Origin of the sequence: Tenacibaculum sp. 1B UA (assembly GCF_033978845.1) — a bacterium.
Classification (GTDB): domain Bacteria; phylum Bacteroidota; class Bacteroidia; order Flavobacteriales; family Flavobacteriaceae; genus Polaribacter.
The window spans coordinates 108966-128970 of the sequence record NZ_JAKVUA010000005.1; the positions used below are offsets into that span (position 1 = coordinate 108966).

The 20005-nt window shown below is 32.9% G+C and carries 6 protein-coding genes; all 6 read left to right on the plus strand.

Going from position 1 to position 20005, the window contains the following annotated elements:
- Positions 1 to 149: 149 nt before the first annotated feature.
- Complete coding sequence (locus MK851_RS06410; RefSeq protein ID WP_320242477.1) at positions 150 to 4967, plus strand: hypothetical protein; 4818 nt, start codon at positions 150 to 152, stop codon at positions 4965 to 4967.
- Positions 4968 to 5005: 38 nt separating this feature from the next.
- A complete protein-coding gene (locus MK851_RS06415) occupies positions 5006 to 5428 on the plus strand; it encodes a lipocalin family protein (protein WP_303506686.1) in 423 nt (140 codons plus the stop codon).
- A gap of 69 nt (positions 5429 to 5497) precedes the next feature.
- The gene (locus MK851_RS06420) at positions 5498 to 7591 is read left to right on the plus strand and encodes a hypothetical protein (RefSeq protein ID WP_320242479.1); all 2094 of its coding nucleotides are present in this window, start codon (positions 5498 to 5500) and stop codon (positions 7589 to 7591) included.
- 3 nt (positions 7592 to 7594) lie between these two features.
- Positions 7595 to 12682 (plus strand): T9SS type A sorting domain-containing protein, encoded by a 5088-nt coding sequence (locus MK851_RS06425; protein ID WP_320242481.1) that lies wholly within the window; start codon positions 7595 to 7597, stop codon positions 12680 to 12682.
- A 5-nt stretch (positions 12683 to 12687) separates the two neighbouring features.
- Positions 12688 to 14052, plus strand: coding sequence for a PKD domain-containing protein (locus MK851_RS06430; protein ID WP_320242483.1), 1365 nt, complete (start codon positions 12688 to 12690; stop codon positions 14050 to 14052).
- A 1-nt stretch (position 14053) separates the two neighbouring features.
- Positions 14054 to 20005 (plus strand): DNA/RNA non-specific endonuclease, encoded by a 5952-nt coding sequence (locus MK851_RS06435; RefSeq protein WP_320242485.1) that lies wholly within the window; start codon positions 14054 to 14056, stop codon positions 20003 to 20005.

The following is a 20005-nucleotide window of genomic DNA, read 5'->3' on the forward strand; positions in this document are numbered from 1 at the left end:
TAAAGGATTAACAATGTTTTAAGTGGAATTAAGCGAAGGCTATAAGAAAAAATATTATAAAAGAATAAAACTTTTGTTGTGATTATAATTTTCATTTAATTTGCAGGCTATTAAAGGGAAATAAAAAATTAAGTTTACTATAAAAAACTATGTTAAGGGAAATTGCTGTTTTCGTTCTTTTGTGGTTGTTTACTGTTCAGGTAACAATTGCTTCAGAAGACTATAATGATATTAGAGAAATACCAAAAGGTAACTCAAAGGTTAAGTCTATAAACTCTTTTTCTAATTCTTTATTAAAAGAAACTTATGAAATAGAAACTTCACAAAAGACAAAAGAGTTTTCTTGGACTAATATTAAAAAGTGGTATCCAACTCCTTCACTTGTAATTAATGATAAGGAAAAAGCGTTAGCTTCATTTGAACAAATTGAAAAACATAAGTCTTGGGTAGACAATTTTTCAAATGAAGATATAAAAGAACTTCCGGTTGGGGTTAAGCATACTAGAGAAAATATTCAATATGCCATAGGGATAACACAAGCCAATATTTATAAAGACTATACAGAATTAACTGTTTTTGCAAGGGTGCGTTTGCCTCAAACTAATGAAAATGGTTATCCGATAGAACTATTTTTTGGAGCTAATAATGTAAAGTTATCGCATGATGGAGGTATTATAGGAGATGCTAACTTGGTGCTATTGGGAGATATGCATATACCTTTTAATGGAGGCAAATGGATGCTAACTTTAAAAGGAGGGTTTGATTATAGAACAGGTATTACTCAAAACAAAACGTATGTAACCATTAATTGTGATGGTGTTAAAGAGTTAGGAATAGAAGGAGAGGTTGAGTTTTCGAGAGAGTTGATATTACCTTTAGAAGAAAATGGAGAGGTAAATGAAGGAAAAACAAAAGTACCTTATAAAGTAAAAACAGAAAATGGAACGCAAACTCTTCAGGTACCTTATCGTGTAAAAGGGGCTTTTAAAGCGATTGCTTCAGATTGGAATGATTTATTGGTTGGAATAAGCTTACAGCCGTTTGTGTTGGCAAAAAAAAGAAATAAAAAAGACTATGGTGGAAATTTTCAATTTTATTTGAATGAAGCTGTCTTAGATTTTAGTGATTTACGAAACTCTCCTAGTGTTAAATTTCCTGAGCATTATCATAAAAACGGATTATTACTACCAAATCAAAATATTTGGAGAGGAGTATATGTAAATACATTAGATGTTAAACTACCTAAGGAGTTTAAAACTTCAGAAACCATATCACAAGGAGGTAAAAGAATAGCTTTCGGAGCTCATAACCTATTAATTGATGGTCATGGAGTTTCAGGTTCTTTTTATGCAGAAAACATTTTTCCTTTAAATGAAGGAAGAACAAATAAAGAAAAAGCTTGGGCATATTCTTTAGATAAAATAGAAGTGTCATTAGCAGCAAATAAATTAGTAGGGGCATCTTTTGATGGTCGTATTCAATTACCTGTTTCAAAACCAGAAGGAAAAAATAAAATACTTGGGCTAAAATATACAGGAATTATTTCAGAAGAAGAATATTTGTTGAATGTACGTAATGATTCTATTATTGATTTTAACTTATGGAAGGCTAAAGGAGAACTATTACCTAATAGTGCTATAGAATTAAAAATACATGACGGAGAGTTTAAGCCGAAAGCAATACTTCATGGTCGTTTAGCAATAAGCGCCAATCAAGTTAAAAGTTTAGAAAATGAAGGAGAAGAAATAGCTGATGCATCTGGTAATAAAAAGCTTGTAGAGTTTAAAGGGGTAGTTTTTCAAAATTTAGTTTTACAGACAGAAAGTCCAGTTTTTTCAGTGGATTACATGGGGTACCGCGATAAGGTCGCTCTAGCTGGCTTCCCTGTGTCAATAGAGAATATAGGGATTACGGCAAATAAAACAAATGCAAACTTATATTTTGACTTAGGGATTAACCTAATGGGTGAAAATAACGGTTTTGCTGCAAAAACCAGCTTAGGTATTATAGGAGTCTTTGAGGAAGAGAATTATAGACAAAAGTGGAAGTTTCAGGAAATAGAACTCAATGCTATAGCCTTAAAAGCTGACTTAGGAGGTTTTTCTATGGAAGGAAACCTAACATTAATGAATGATGACCCAGAGTATGGTAATGGTTTTGCAGCTAATTTGAAGGCTGAGTTTAAGTCAGGAAATGGAATTAAGGTGGAAGCTAAAGGAGTTTTCGGAAAAACTACTTTTAGGTATTGGCAGTTTGAAGCGATGGTAGATGATTTACCTCCGGGGACAGGATCGGGAATACTGAATTTAGAAGGTTTTTCAGGAGGAGCTTCTTATCGAATGAAGCGTACCGATTTTTCGTCTTCTTTTTCACCTTCTGGTATAGGCTATGTTCCAGATAGTAAGGTTGGTTTAGGTGTAAAGGCTATGGTAATGTTTAATGCTGTTAAGAAAGAGTTAGTAAAAGGAGGAGCTGGGTTTGAAATTGTTTTTAACAGTAGAGGAGGTGTTGATTTTTTAGGTTTTTATGGGCAAGCAACACTTATGGGAGTAGAAATTCCAGGAATGGGAAAAGTAAGTCAGTTAATGTCAAAGCTAAAGGAAAGTACTGTAGCCAAAGAAAAATTTTTAGGGGTAACTAATGAGAATATAGACAATTCTTGGACAGGAAGAAATCTCTTAAATAAAGCATCAGGAGATTTTCCACAAACACCAACAGATAAAATGGCTATTAGTGCTAAAGTTGGAATAACTTATGACTTTCAAAATGATGTGCTTCATGGTGAATTAGACGCTTATGTAAATGTAGCTGGTGGTTTTGTGGAAGGTAGAGGAACAGGAGGTAGAGCAGGTTGGGCGGTCTTACACTTTTCACCGGAAGATTGGTATATATATATAGGTACACCAGAAGATCGTTTAGGATTGCGCATAGGTGTTGGTCCTGTAAGTGTAAAGGCAGGAGGGTATTTTATGGTAGGGTCTAAACTACCAGGTTCTCCACCACCTCCGCCTATAGTTGCTGAAATTTTAGGAGTTGACGCTAATGAACTTGACTATATGCGAGATGAAAATAGCTTAAGTAATGGGGGAGGATTTGCTTTTGGAGCTGATATCTCTATTGATACAGGAGACTTACGTTTTTTAATCTTTTATGCTCGTTTTCAGGCAGGGGCTGGTTTTGATATTATGTTGAAAGATTATGGGGAGGCAAAATGTTCAAATACAGGAGATCAAGTAGGAATTAACGGATGGTATGCTAATGGACAGGCGTACGTGTACTTACAAGGGGAGTTAGGGATTCATGTTAAGTTATTCTTTATAAGTAAAAAAATACCTATTATAAAAGCTGGCGCAGCTGTATTGTTACAAGCTAAAGCTCCAAACCCTGTATGGATGAGAGGTTATGTTGGAGGACATTTTAATGTTTTAGGAGGATTGATTAAAGGGAGATTTAGGTTTAAATTAACATTAGGAGAAGAGTGTGTGTTTGAAGATGCTTCTCCGTTAGGTGGACTAAAAATAATTACAGATGTTACACCTGATGATGGAGGTAAAGATGTAGATGTATTTGCTATACCTCAAGCTACTTTTAGTATGAAAGTAGGTGAACCTATTATAATACCAGAAGATGAAGGAGATAAAACATATAAGATTATTCTTGAAAAATACAGAATATTAAATAAAGGTAAAGAAATACCAGGAGTAATAGAATGGTCTAATTATAAAGATAGAGCCAACTTTATTTCTACTGATATTTTACCACCAAATGAAGAATTAACAGTTGAAGTTGAAGTAAGTTTTAAAGAAAAAGTAAAAGGAGTCTTTAAAACAATAATGATAGATGGTAAAAAAGCTATTGAAATAGAAGAAAGAACCTTTATTACAGGAGGAGCACCAACAGTAATTCCGTTACATAATATTACCTATGCATACCCTGTTTTGGATCAAAAGTATTTTTTAGAAAAAGAATATGATAAAGGATATATCCAGTTAAAAAGAGGGCAAGATTACTTATTTGATGATACACAATGGAAGAGTCATATAGCATATAAAAAAGAAGGAGAGTTACCTGCAGAATATATTTTTAATTACAATACATCAGACAATATACTTACATACAATTTACCTAATGTAGCACAATCATCCAAATATCATTTAAGTATTGTAAGTAAGCTAAAAGGTACTATATCTAGCACCAACATTTCGTCAAAAGAAAATAATACTTCTGAAAATGAAAGCTCTTATAATAATAATGTAGAAAGTACTGAAGTAGAAGTTAAACAAAGTAAAGCTGAAAATATTTCAAAGGATGGAGAGATAGAAAGATTAGCCTATGATTTTAGTACTTCGAAATATAAAACGTTCAAGGATAAAATAAATTCAATAAATACAAAGGAATATAACTGGGGTAAAATTTATTCAGATGTTATTTATTTAAGCAATAGAATAGAGAGCCATGAACCATTTGATATAGTAGAACTATTAGGAACAAGTTACACCGATAATGTTCCTTTAGTGACTATTGAGGCAACTTTAGAAGACGATTATTTTGAAAAAGATATAAATCCACCATTGTACGCACGATATCCGTTAGGAGGTTACCGAGTAAAAAGACGTGATGAAAACGAATTAGGAGCACCTCCAAAATATGCACTTCCATTATTAAATACCTATGTAAGTAACGCAGAGTATGAGGTAAATAAAAAGATGTTAGAAACGACGTTTCCTTTCAGATATAATTTAGGGTACGTATACAAACAAGATTGGATAGATATACAATCACAAATAGTAAATGACTATAGTGACGGAATTATAAACGATGGAAATTCAGTATTGAAATTCTTAGATAAGAATTATTTATTTATGAGGTATGGAGATTATAAAATAAAACTGTTCTATACATTACCAAGTGGAATAAAAGGAACTAGTGCCGTATATAAATTTAAAAACCCTAATAAGTTTAGGTAAACAAGTAACTTAATTATAAACCCAAATAAATTTTAAAAATGAGAACAATTAAAAATGCAATGATTTTAACCTTAGTAGTATGTGTAAATGTATTTTTTACATCATGTAGTGACGATGATACACCACAAGATACATTAATAGGAAAGTGGCAGATACTTAAAGATGTAGCGTCTAATGGAGAGGTAGATGAACTTACCGAGTGTGAAAAAAAAGCAGTATTAGAATTTAAATCGGACAACACTTTTAAAGATGTTTCTTATGAGGAAAATATGAATAATGAGTGTGTTTCGTATACGGAAGAAGGAAAATGGAAGGAAAAAGGAGATAATATATTGGAAGTAACTAGAGAAGGGGAGATAGAAGAGGTAAAATATTATTTTGTAGATGGAAACTTGAAATTCTTGGGAGAAGATGAAGAAGGAAAAGAAAATGGAAGTTATACCCTCTACCAAAAAATATAATTAAAATAAAGGGTAGGTTATGCTAACTAACACCTACCCTTTTAATTAATAAAAAAAGCTTAAAAAGGCATGAAGAAGTTATTTGCTGTATCGTATTTGCTAATTGTAAATTTTTTAGTTACTCAAGGAGTTTTTTCGCAAGTAAAAGAACTCCATCAGTCTAGTGTACAAATACTTGCAAGAGTACAAAAAGATAAAATTTTATTACGTTGGGCGGTAACTACAGCAAATGCTTGGAAAAAGACAAACAAAAGTGGTTTTACATTAGAAAAATACGTGCTTTCTCGTGATGGTAAACGATTACCAAGTTTAGAAAAAGTATGGGCAAAAAAGATACAAGCAGCTCCGATTGAAACTTGGCAAGAAATTGTAGAAGAAGATAACAACGCAGCCATTATTGCACAAGCGCTATTTGGCGAAAGTTTTTTTATAGAAGGAGGAAGTGAAGGACAATTGGCAGATATTTACAATTTAGTGAATGAAAATGAACAGCGTTTTTCATTCTCTTTATTAGCGGCTGATATGAGTTTTGAAGCTGCAAAAAAAGCAGGGTGGGGGTTTGAAGATACAGATGTAAAACTTCATGAAAAATATGTGTACAAAATTAAACCTGCAACTATAGAGAATACTTCAGAAATTGTTAAAATAAAAGGAACAGCTACCATAGCTAGTATTAAAGAATATGAGCCATTACCTGCTCCGATAGATTTTCAAGGGATTTTTGGAGATAAAAATGTAATTCTAACATGGGAGTATCAACTGTTTAAAACAATATATACCTCTTATAATTTAGAACGTTCAGAAGATGGTGTAAACTTTACATCGTTAAGCAAAGAACCTTTGGTGAACTTAAATGATAAACCAGAAGCCCCAGCCAAACGTATGTTTTATATTGATTCCTTGGCAAATAATACAAAGACGTATTATTATAGAGTTAACGGAATTTCCCCGTTCGGAGAAAAAGGATTGTATTCTACAATAATTTCAGGAGAAGGAAAGCCTATTTTGCCTTACACGCCTAGAGTTTTTGATGTACAACTTACCAAAAACACCAATGAAGCCATAATTACATGGGAGTTTCCCGAAAAGGGAGAAACATTGCTAGAAAAATTCCAACTATTGATTGCTCCAGTAGATAAAGGTCCATACGTAGTAGCCGTAGATAATATTTCTCCGCAACAACGTAAACTTACCTATTCCAAATTACAAGCATCAAATTATGTCAAAATAAAAGCAATAGGAAAAGATCCAAAACAAGAAAAAACATCGTTTTCAACACTGATACAACCTTTAGATAGGATTCCTCCGGCTATACCTACAGAATTAAGCGGAAAGATAGATAGTTTAGGTGTGGTTCACATAACTTGGAAACAAAATATAGAACCTGATTTCTTAGGGTATCGAGTTTTTAGAAGTTTTTTAAAAGATGAAGAACCTTCACAAATAACAGTATCTCCTATAAGCCAAAATAGTTTTATTGATACAGTAACAGTAAAAAACTTAAATGCAGAGGTTTTTTATAGTATAGTAGCTGTTGATAAGCGTCACAATCACTCCGAAAAATCAGAAGTGCTAATACTAGAAAAGCCTGATGTAATACCACCAACAGCTCCTGTTTTTTCAGGATATAAAATAAAAGAAGGAAAAATTATCATAGAATGGATACCTTCTTCAGAAGAAAAAGCAACACATGTTTTGTTAAGAGAGAATCTTACCGAAAAGAAGGAGTTAGAAACTGTATTTAGTACTAATGATACAATACATCAATATATAGATACCAAATTGAAATCGAACAATAGGTATCGATATCATATCAAAGCCATTGATAAAAGCGGGTTGACTTCGCCCCCTTCCACTCCTTTAACTATTGAAATGATAGATTTAACACCAAAGGAGTATATAAAGGGATTAGACTTTGTAGTAAATAGAGAAACCAATCACATAGAGCTTTTTTGGAGAGCAAATAAAGATGAAATAGCTGAATATACCATTTATAAACAGTTAAAAGAAGAGCAGCCCAGTACCTGGCGAATTGTACCATCAGATATTAAAAAGGTGGTTGATACAGAAGTAAGCCCTAACGAAACATATATCTACCATATACGAGCGCTACTCAAAAAAGGCGGCTACGCTAAAGTAAAAACGATTGAAATAAAATTTTAGAAAATGAAGAAAGCCATTTTTTTTCTTATGCTAACTTTTTCAAGTATAAATACTTTATTTTCTCAATATTATAATTTTGAAATAAAAGGGAATATTAAAACTGTTGGAACAAGAGCCACTTGCGGGCATTTATTTAGAATTGAAAAAATCTTGATGAATGGCTCTAAAGAAGTAATAAAAGATGTTAATTTAGGAGGAAAAGAAAACAAAAGCTTTTCAATAGATGTAGTAGAAAAATACCATTTGGATGAAGTAAAGAAAATTAAAAAAATTAATTTTTATGCAAAAAGAGGCAGGAAGAGTTGGGGAAAATGTAAAACTTATGGAAAGTCATCTCAAGCTTATGATATTAATACTTCTTGTGATTTATATACAATCTCAAATGTATTTAAAGGTGATGGGGATGTTATAACAACTAATAATACGCTAGAGGTATCACTTAATCCTATCATTTCTATAGTACAACCCACGAATAATTTAATAGGTCATGAAGATAACTTTACTGTAAGTGTAGTTTCTAATTCTTTAGGTTTTGATTCCTCAGTTTATAATTGGCAATATCAGGTGGTTGCTAGTGGTACACCAAAATTGAATAATTGGAAAAATATGCCAATACATACCAATGCAAAAGGGAAACCTTCATTTACAGTAAAACCGTCCTCATTTTTGTCTATAGACGATGTAGGCAAAAGAGTTTATTTCAGAATTAATACTTGTAATTCTCAGGAGTCACAAAATATAGTTTTTTATACTCTACGTCTTTCTGCTCCACATATAAATTCAAAAGAAGTAAAACCTGTGAACTGTTATGAAACCAAAGATGGAAGTGTGAAGATTAATTTTGATAGGTCTTTGAAAACATCAGAATTGCTTAGTATATCTTTAAAAAACAACACCAATGGTTTAGATTATTCTGTTTCAAATATAAATAGGCTAGAAGTAGATAATTCATACAAAATTAACAATTTACCACCAGGGAATTATATAGTTAAGTTGTTGGGGTCAGTTCCTGGGTATAATGGACAAATATTTAATACATATACAGAAGGAACTAGTCATGAAACAACGTTTACAATTAATCGTCCAAAACCTATAGAATTTTCAGCAAGTTCTACTAGTGTTTGGTGCCATGGGGGAAGTGACGGTACCATTACTATAAAAGCCAGTGGAGGACAAGATAGAAAAAAGTATAAATATTTATTACGAGATAAAGGAGATACAAGCCCTGTGTTAGATAGTGATTGGATTGAATTTAAAAACCTAGCAACTTTTACAGGAACCTTTCCATATGTAAAACGAGAAGCTACCCAAGTTATCACAGGAAAACCAGCTGGAGATTATATTATTCAAATAAAAGATGCTAATAATTGTATCGCTAAAGTGCCTGTAAGAGATGGAGCAGGAAATATAATAGGCTTAGGAGAAGAAAAAAAAGAACCTATAAAAATTGATGAGCCTAAATCACCTGTAAAAATAAATTTTGTACATGAAGAACAACCAACAGCTTTTGGGTTTTCAGATGGAAGAATCCGTGCTGAAATTACAGGAGGAACTCCATTACCTAATGGGAAGTATAATTTTACGTGGAAACACGAAAATGGTACTACATGGAATACCTTTAGTGATATTGTAAATGCCGACGGGTGGTACCTAACGTTGGAAAATGCAATTGCAGGAAAATATAGACTAACTATAACAGATGCAAATTATAATAAAGCTACAAATAAAGAAGGGTGTACGATGGTTAATGCTGAATATACCTTACAGCAACCACCGAAATTAAAGTTAAAAATAGAAGAAACGAATTCCATTTCTTGTAATAGTAGTAATACTTATGGAGATCCATCTAGTGACGGAGAGCTTACAGCTATAGCTTCAGGAGGAGTTCCTTTTAGTCCACTTATACAAGGTAAGTACAAGTATAAATACACTTGGAAAAAGAAAGATGCATCAGGTGTTTATCAAATCATACCTGGAGAAACAGGAAGTGTACTTAAAAATAGAGGAGCAGGAGAATATGCAGTTAATATTAAAGACGCAAATGGAATTATTATAGGAACATATACCAATAATACATTAGTCAATCCAACAGATATAGAATACGAGCTACAACAGCCAGAATTATTAAAAATAATATACACTAAACAAGATGTATTTTGTCATCAAGGGACAGATGGAGCCATTAATGCAACAATAATAGGAGGAACGGGGAGCTATACCATCTCTTGGAATACAGGAGAAACTACAGAAGATATATCAAACTTAGTAGCAGGAGATTATACCATTGAAGTAACCGATGAAAGAGGTTGTCAAGCGCAAGAAACAATTACTATAAAAGAACCTCAGAATCCTATTAAAATAAGCTACACTTTTTTTGAACCAACATTTGCTGGAGCTACAAACGGGTGGATTAAAGCTACAATAACTGGAGGGACTCCTTTAAATGATGGCTCTTATACTTTTATTTGGCAAGATGCCAATGGAAATAATTTAAATACTCAGGTAACTACAAGATTTAATGCTGGGAGTTATGAGTTAACACTCAATAATATTGGTGAAGGAACGTATAAGTTAACAATTCAAGATAAAAACTACCCTTTAGCAGTTGATAAAAAAGGGTGTACTGTAATTGAAAGTGAGTATTATATTGATGATCCAGAACCATTAAAAGCAGGTATTGAATTAAGAAAACCAATTTCATGTAATAGTAGTAATAGTTATGGAGATCCTTTTTCTGATGGCGTTTTAGAAGTAATAGCTGAAGGAGGGATAAAACTACAACCCAATGAAAATAATGGTTTATCCTATTACTATACTTGGAAAAAAGAAACAAGTCCAGGAGTTTGGACAATATTGACTACACAAACCTCAAATATAGCAAGCGGATTAGACGCAGGAAATTATGCCGTAAATATTAAAGACGCAAATGGTATTATTTTAGGTGTATATAAAAATAACCTATTAGTAACACCAACAGATGTAATTTATAATTTTGAAGAGCCGGTATTACTGGAATTAACCTTTGAAAAACAAGATGTATACTGTTATGAAGGTAGTGATGGTTGGGCAAAAGCAATTATTAAAGGAGGAATACCTCCATATAACATTGAGTGGGAAAGAGGAAACAAAGTAGCACAAATAAATTCCCTAACAAAAGGAGAATATAGTGTAAGGGTTACAGATACTAGAGGTTGTCAAGTAACGGGGAGTGTTTTAATAAAACAACCAGAGAATCCAATAAGTATAGATTTTACAGCTTTTGCTACGCCTTCTACAGGACAAGCATCAGATGGTTGGATACAAGCCGAGATAGAAGGAGGAACCTCTTTTGCTGACGGTAGTTATACTTATTATTGGCAAGATGAAAAAGGAGCAATATTGAATGGGCAAACGGAAACAAGTATCGTGAATGGTAAATTTCAAATAAAAATTAACAATATCCCCAAAGGGTTATATCACTTGACTATTGAAGATGCAAATTATATGGCAGCAACGACAAAAGAAGGGTGTACTTATGTAGAGAAAGAATTCATCTTATATGATCCAATAGAAGCCACTATTAGCATTGAAAAACCAATTTCATGTAATCAGAATAATAGTTTTAACAATCCTTATGCGGATGGAGCTTTGAAGGCGAGTGTAACTGGAGGTTTACCGTTTAGTACAGGGGAATCGTACATATATTATTGGAAAAAGAAAAATAGTAGTGGAATATATGAAGATTTGAATCAAAACAATCCAATAGCCACTGATTTATCAACAGGAGAATACGCTTTAAATGTAGAAGATAGTAGAGGAGTTATAATAGGTGTTTATGAAAGTTTACAGTTAATCAATCCATCAGATGTATTGTTTAGCTTTGAAGAACCAGAATTACTTGCACTATCGTTATCTGCTACAGAAATTTCTTGTGATACAGGAAACGATGGAACTGCAACTGTGGTTATTTCAGGAGGAATCCCACCATACAACATTCAGTGGTCTAATGGAGCAACCACTACCATGGCAGAAAACTTAATAGCGGGAAACCATTTGGTGTTTGTTACCGATGCTAGAGGGTGCGAAGCAACAGGAAATGTTACAATTGGACAACCAGGAGGGTTAAAGATTGAAGTAAATAAAAAAGACCCTACTTGTTATGGTGCAAATGACGGAGCCATTTCTTTAGATATCTCAGGAGGAGAAGCACCATATACTTACGAATGGGAAACAGGAGAAAAAGCTACAAGCTTACTGAATTTGGTAGAAGGAACTTATAAGTTTTCATTAATAGATGCTAATGGGTGTAAAGCTTTTTCAGAAATAAAGTTAGAAAATCCTGAAAAATTAACTATAGATTTAGGAAGTGACAAGACCTTATGTATAGATCAAACCTATCTTTTAGACGCCAGCATTGATGATGAAAATGCAACCTATAGTTGGGCATCAAATAATGGGTTTAGTTCAAATGAAGCATCAATAATTATAACAAAAGGAGGTACTTATACTGTTACAGTAACATCTTCCTTAGGTTGTGTGGCTACTGATACCATAATAATTAATTACAGTAACCAAGAAATAAATGCTGAGTTTTTAATGTCGTCACAAACCTATATTGATGAAGAAGTTGTTGTCTTTCATACAAGTAACCCCACACCTGAATCTTTTGATTGGATGTTGCCAAACGAAGCAAAAGTAGTAGAAGAGAAGGAAAAAGCAGTAGTGCTTAGTTTTTCTAAAGCAGGAACCTATGAAGTAGGTTTATTAACAAAAGTTGGCGACTGTGTACAAGAAACATATAAAAAAGTAGTAGTTGAAGAAGAAAGTGGTTTAGTCGACCCAGGAGATACAGAAACTCCATTTATTGAGGTGTTTAGTATTTCTCCAAATCCAAATAAAGGAAATTTTGAGGTTAGCATAGATTTAGTAGAAGCAACCCCTATTTCTCTCCGTATTTTTAACACACAAGGGCAATTTATAACAAAACATATACCCAATGAGACATTAGAAGAATATAGTATTCCATTTACAATGAATTTAGCTTCAGGAATGTATGTAGTAGTGCTAGAAACAGCAAAGCAAACACAGGTAAAAAGAATGATTGTAGATTAAAAAGAATGAAGAAAACTTATAACTATACATATATTTTACTAGCAGTAATTTTTGTGATGACTGCATGTTATAAAGAGACCCCAATTTTTATAAAAGCAGATTTTGAAACTTCTTTTGTTAATGAAGATGAATCAGTACCTGTACAAATAAGTATTCGAAACAAAACTGAAGGAGCAGATACTTACGAATGGACTTTTGAAGGAGCAACAATAATTTCTTCTTCAGATAAAAACCCAGGAGGTATTGAATATACGAAAGCAGGAACATACACAATAAAATTAAAAGCCTCTAATTTTGATGGTTTGGAAGAAACCTTAACAAAAGAGATTACAGTTGTAGAAGGAATAGACATACAGTTTTCAACAGAAATAATTAAAAGTAATTACCCACCGGTAGAAGTTAAATTAACAAATAATACAGTTGGAGAAAGCTTAACGTATGAATGGACTTTTGAAGGAGGAAAATCAGTAAAGTCAACAGATAAAAATCCTACAAATATAGTTTTTGAAGAACCAGGAGAACACCGTATACAAGTCGCGGTGTCAAACGGTTTTGAAACAATAACTAAAGAAGAAACCATAACAGTTTTACCAGATATAGATATAGATTTTGATTGGGAAGTCGATTTTTTTGATGATGATTATCAAGCTCCAGTAACTATTACCTTACAGAATAAAACAACCGATGCCATAAGTTATCAATGGACTTTTGAAGGAGGAGCACCTAGCAAAAGTATAGAAGAGAATCCAGAGGTTACTTTTCAAAATATAGGGACATATACAATCAAGTTGATTGCTTCTAATGGGAAGACAGAAAAGACAACAACAAAAACTATACAGATTAAACCAAATACTAATTTAAGAACATTTACAGATGTTAAGTTAGGAATCAACTCTGCCCATGGTAACAATAATGTGGGAGCCTTTTTTTCAACAGAATTAAGAAAAACAGTTACTGCAAATGAAGTAACTGCAGAAAACGGGTCCAAAATAGATCTCGTTTTTCTGGGACTTAGTAATGGTTTTACCTATAATAAATTTCTGTCACCAACCGAAGCAGGTTCCAATGGTTTTGTATCAATACCTAATGCACAACAAACTAAATTAATTAACTCTCAAGAAAGTTGTAGCTGTGGGGTAAGTTTTAGTGTTGCTCAATTTGATGCAATGAATAATGACACTCCTTTACAAACTATAACAATTACGGAAACTCCAAACGGATTATTACATTTTGATAGTACTATGAAACCAAGAATTGTACTGTTTCAAACTGTTGATGGAAGAAAAGGAGCTATAAAAATAAAGGAGTTTGTAGATAACGGAAGTAATTCATACATCCTTTGTGATATTAAAGTTCAAAAATTGCCTTAGAATGAATGTATCGAAATTAAAATATAGATTAAAACAATCATTGTTTTTTTATTGCTTACTTATAGTTGTAGGAGTATATGCACAACGTTATCCAGTACAGGTAACGCAAACCATTATTCCTCCATATTCAACAAAATTAAGTGATTATGCAACGGCAAGCGATGTTAAGTTTCGTTTAAACTTGCTATTAACTGATGTTGTAGCCAGTAATAAACAAGTACGATTAAAACTACATATCAAGGGGAATGGTTTTGATATCCAGTCAACAGATTTTGTTGCGGGAGCTTCACAAGTGACTTTGAATGGGGGAGTACTACAGCAGTTTACAAATATCGATTTAGCTGCTTATTTTCAGCCTAATAATTTAATAGGTATTTCGCCTCAACAATATAATAAACCTTTGCCAGAAGGTATGTACTCCTTTTGTTGGGAAGTATACGATGCGTATACAAATCAACAATTAAATCACCCAACAGCTGGCTGTTCTAACGTTTATTTATTACTAAACGATCCACCGTTTTTAAATTTACCTTATAAAGGAGATCAAATTGTGGCACAAGATCCGATGAATATTATTTTTCAATGGACGCCAAGACATACGAACGCTACCAATGTATCCTACGAGTTTGAATTACGAGAGTTGTGGGATACGCAAATAAATCCGCAAGCAGCTTTTTTAGCATCGCCTAACTATTATTCAGAAACTACCTATACAACAACGCTGTTATATAATATAGGAAAACCTACCTTATTGCCTAATAGAAGATATGGTTGGCGCGTAAAAGCCAAATCGACTACAGGAGTTAGCGAAAATTCCATTTTTAAAAATGATGGTTATAGTGAAATTTATTACTTTACCTACACTAATGCCTGTTACCCACCAACTTTTGTATTGTCAGAAGTAGTAGCCAAAGATCGTATTAAACTTACTTGGCAAGGGCACCCAGACCATAAAAAATACCATGTACAATATAAAAGAGCAGATATACCCGATGCTGAATGGTTTGAAGTATATACTTATAACACACAAGCACAAATAAGTAATTTACGAGAAGGAAAAACGTATATGTTTCGAGTAGGAGGTACTTGTAATGAACTGACAGATTTTGACCAAAACTATTCGTACAGTCATATGAGTCAGTTTACCATGCCTGCAAAAGACGAAATGGGGAGTAGTTATAACTGCGGAATTATTCCAGAAATACAAATAGATAATAACGACCCACTAAAAAATATAGGAATTAATGAAACTTTCACTGCAGGTGATTTCCCTGTAACTGTGAAACAGATACAAGGAGGAAACGGAACCTTTACAGGAGTAGGGTACATCGTAGTTCCTTATTTGGGCGACACTAAAATAGCGGTAACCTTTGATGCTATAAGTATCAATACCGACTATCAATTGATAGAAGGTGTGGTAAAAACTACCTACGACCCAACTTGGGGAGATGTAGAAGATACCAATGACTGGACTCAAGGAGGAACTGGAAACTCAGAATCAACTAAGGTAGATTTCCCAGTTTCAGATGTACAGATAGATCCGAATGGAGATATATTAGTTATAGGAGGAAATGGAGAAGTGGTAGAGTTACCTGGAGGGGAAGATATTGTAATAACTGATAGTAACGGACAAGTTTGGGCAGTTGATGAAGAAGGTAATGTAACTCCGCAAGGAACACAAGCAGAAGGAGGAGCTAGTAATCCAGAAAACACCAATGGTGTTAATAACAACGGTCAAGCAACAGCTATATCAGCTAAAGGAGTGGTAGTCACCTTTACAAAAGCTACTGATAGTAAATATGGGTTTGATGCTTACGAAAGTAATTATAGTGCTACGAAAGATTTATATAAAAAATTAGGGAACAATTATTATGTTCCTTATAAAGCTGTTGCAAAAAACGATACAGAAACTATTGTAGCGAATTTAGCGATTACAGACAGTAAGATTAAACCTCAAAATATTGTTTTTAAAACAAAAGACGGAGTAGCTATCAAAAAAATAGATAGTACAGCTACTTCTTATACCTTACAATTAAAAGGAATTTTTGACGATGCCGAAATAGAAACACAAGCCTTAGTAAAACAAGGAACCAAATATGAGGTTGCGGGAGCTTTTATACAATACCAAGCAACTTCTAAAAACGTAAAAGTAGTAGTGGTTAATACTTCTAATACTAGTGCACGTACAATAAAAGAAACGTTACAGAACATATATCAACAAGCAATGGTAAACCTTACCATTACTGAAATTAACGATTTTAAAAACGATTTAGAAACCTTAGCTCCAAATGGAACCATACAAAGTGGAGAAAGTGGTTTTGCAGCACAATATACCGAACAACAACGTCAAATAAATAATAAGCTAAAGCAGCATCCACAATACCAGCAAGATGCTTACTATTTGATTGTAACAGACAAAACACCTTCTTCTGCTAACGAGAAAGGATTAATGCCACTCGGCAGACAATTTGGATACATATACACAGCTAATGCTCCCCCTTCGGGGGTTGGGGGGCTTGCTGCTCACGAGTTAGGACATGGAGCTTTCCAATTAAAGCACCCGTTCTCTTCACAGAGTTATCAATATGCACAAAAAGCTACCAATTGGTTGTTAGATTATAAAGATGGTACTAAACTTCCTTTTGTACACTGGCAAACCATACACAACCCTAAATTACGTGTCGGAGTTTTTGATAAGGATGAAGAGGGGCAAAATACAGTTATATCAGGTATTCCAAAAGAATTTGAAAACCCTGATGGTACTTTTAGTTTCTTAACTATGAATGGAAGTTATATAACACTTCCTAAAAAAGTTAGAAAATTGAGTTTTGTGACTGGTGTGGATAAGTTAAATCCTTATGTATACTATCCTACAGGTGCATTACAATCTTTTGAAATAGATAGTGTAAAGTATTCTGCGAGTATAGATAAAATAACGACTCAAGGTGAATACACTATTGAGGATTTTGGGTTTGTTTATAAAGGTTTTAAAGGATATGATGTTGAAAAAAGAAAAGAATTCCATAAAAATATAATTACAGTAGTTCCTGATGGAGATTCAAGACGACTCTTAAAGTCAAAAGTAGAAGCGTTAAGCTTTAAAGAGAACGAAGAGGTAAATATACTTAAACCTAATACTTATAATAAATTACAGACTGTAACAAATAGATCATTTAAAATATATGAAAAGAACTATAAGTATGGAGTTACTACTCCTTATGACGAATCTTACAAGTTAAATCAAAAATTAGTACAACACTTTTTTGGTGAGCATATAGATTGGGGAACCAAATATTTTATAGTATCAAAATTAGCATTTCTAAATAATTCATATCCAGATATCATAAAGAATGAGTTTCCTCAATTAGCCCTAAAAGACAAAGCACAATCTCACGTCCCTTCTGATAAGGCATATCTTGCCCTCAAGGATTTAAGTAGTGATAAATTAATCAATATATATATAAAATTAATCAATGCTGTAAATAAAGAGCAAGGGAATTGTAAAGAAACATTAGATAATATAACGGAAAACTCTTCATTTAGCAGAGTTAAGAACTGTATTGATAATTTATCCAATCAAGAGTTAAAAGAAGTTAGTGTTGCTAACAAAATAATGGCTATAAGTATTTTAACTCAACGAGGTATATCAACAAATAATAGTGCAGAGATAGAAATTATCAGGTTGTTGAAATTTACAAAAAATGAAGATGTAGATAATTTACTTACAGCTTTATTAGGTAAATCTAAAATTAACACTGAAGACTTTTTATTAAAAAGGTTAGCATATAAAATAGACAATGATCATACATGGTTAACAGACGATAACTATAAAAAATTTGTTGAAGTACTGATTGGTTTATCATCAAAATCAGATTTATTTAAAAAGAAAGCTTTAGAGTATACAGATGATGAGTTTGCAGACCGAATTATAAACTTTTATCATAGAGGTTTTTGGGATTTCATGAAAGAAGTGGGCTCAAATGTGCCAACAGCTTTTTTCTATACTTGTACTTTAGATACTAAAGTAGATTGGGATTCGGAAAAAACAGTTGACATTTCTATACATAATGAAATGAGCTGTAATGCTCAAAATGTTTATAAAGAAACCCCAGTTCCTTTATCGCCTTTAGATCCTATATGGTTTGTTAATAAATCATCACTAAGCATGCTTAGTGATTATAACAAAGAAACTCCAGTAATTGCTCCAGCAATGCTTGCGTATTATGCAAATGATGTTGGAGATACTAAAAATACCATAGATGGAATTGAAGCAGCAATAGACGTAGTAAGTTTAGCTACTGGAGCTGGAGCATTAGCAAAAGCACCTTCAACCTTACGTAAAGTTTATATAATTGCTGATATGGTAGGGTCTGGTGTTAATATTACATTAACATCGTCGTCGAAAAATTTATCTCCTAACGCAAAAATATTTTTAGAATCATTAAATATTTTAACAGCAACAATTGCTATTGATGAGTTTTTAAAAGATGGTGTAAAGAGTATTAACAAACTGTATAAAAAAGTAGCTAAGCAGAATACAAAATCGTTACCATCTAAAAAGCAAGTTAATAACTTTATAGATAACATCTTAAACGAAGATTTAACAGCAACTCAAATTGCCGAGATAGGAGCTAATAAATTAAGAGAATCTGAAAAATGGTTAGATAATATTATAGCAGAAGGAAAAATTAATAGTGAATTAACAAATTTAGCAGTAAGAGCTAGAAGTGCTAAAGCAAAAATATTAGCGGTTAAGAAGTTATTAAAAATCGATGCAAAACATCTAAAAAATAGTATTATTGATTTAGTAGGTCCACCACCAGTAGATATAAAAAAGGTAAAGAGTTTTATTAATGAAGGGGATAATTATATAGATATTGTAGTTCATTCAGATGATGCAGGGGAAAACTTTTCTATGTTGATTGAAGTTGCAGGAAAAGTAGAAAATACAACTTTAACAGCTAGTGAATTTGCAAAAGCATTACGAAATGTATCAAAAGAAAAGCAAATACGTTTATTAAGTTGTAACAATTCTGAAAGTGCACAAGAAATAGCGGCTGTTATAGGAAGAAATGTTATAGGCTCTAATGGAGAAATGAGGATTTATGAAAACGGAGTTGTAAAAGCAGAAGATTGGTATAATGCTAAACCTAACGGACAAATTGATGAACTTACCATAAATTCTGGTACACCATCAGGAGAATCGGTATTATTAAAACAAAAGTTTGTTGATAACCTATCTCCGCAGATTAAAGATGACCTTGTAAAAATGTTTAAAGGCACAGAAGGTAGGTATAAAGAATTTGAAGAAATGCTTACCAGAAGTAATTTACCAGGTACATGGAAATTAGAAAAAGTAGGAGAGAAAATACAATTGGTAGATAAAAAAGGAACTGTATGGGCAACGATTACAGATGGTAAAATTGTAGCCAAAGCAGGAGGAAATGGAGATGGATGGAACCACCTATTAAATGTAGACCCACCACTTATGAAAGGGTTTAAGTATGAAGTAGATAACGGACGCTTTATATTTGAAACAGATGAATTGGGTCGAGTAAAAAAGATAACAGACAATGATGTTCGATACGATGCAGGTTATAAAAGAAACGAACCAGCCCAACAAAGAGCTAAAGAGGTAAAAGATGGTGTAAACCCTGGAGACGATGGAGGACACATGGCAAGTGCAGAAAGTGGCGGACCTGCAGAACAAATTAATTACTTTCCACAGAATCCAAAATATAATCAACCAGGAGACCCTGGAACTTGGAGAAAAATGGAGGTATATTTACAGAAATTAAAGATAGATAATCCGAGTAATACATATAGGCTTGAGATTACTCCTATTTTTCCAGGGACATCTAAAAGGCCTGAAAAATTTTATGTGGAAATTTATAATAATGATGAATTGATGGAGATACCCTCACAATTCATAGAAATACCTAATCCTCTATAA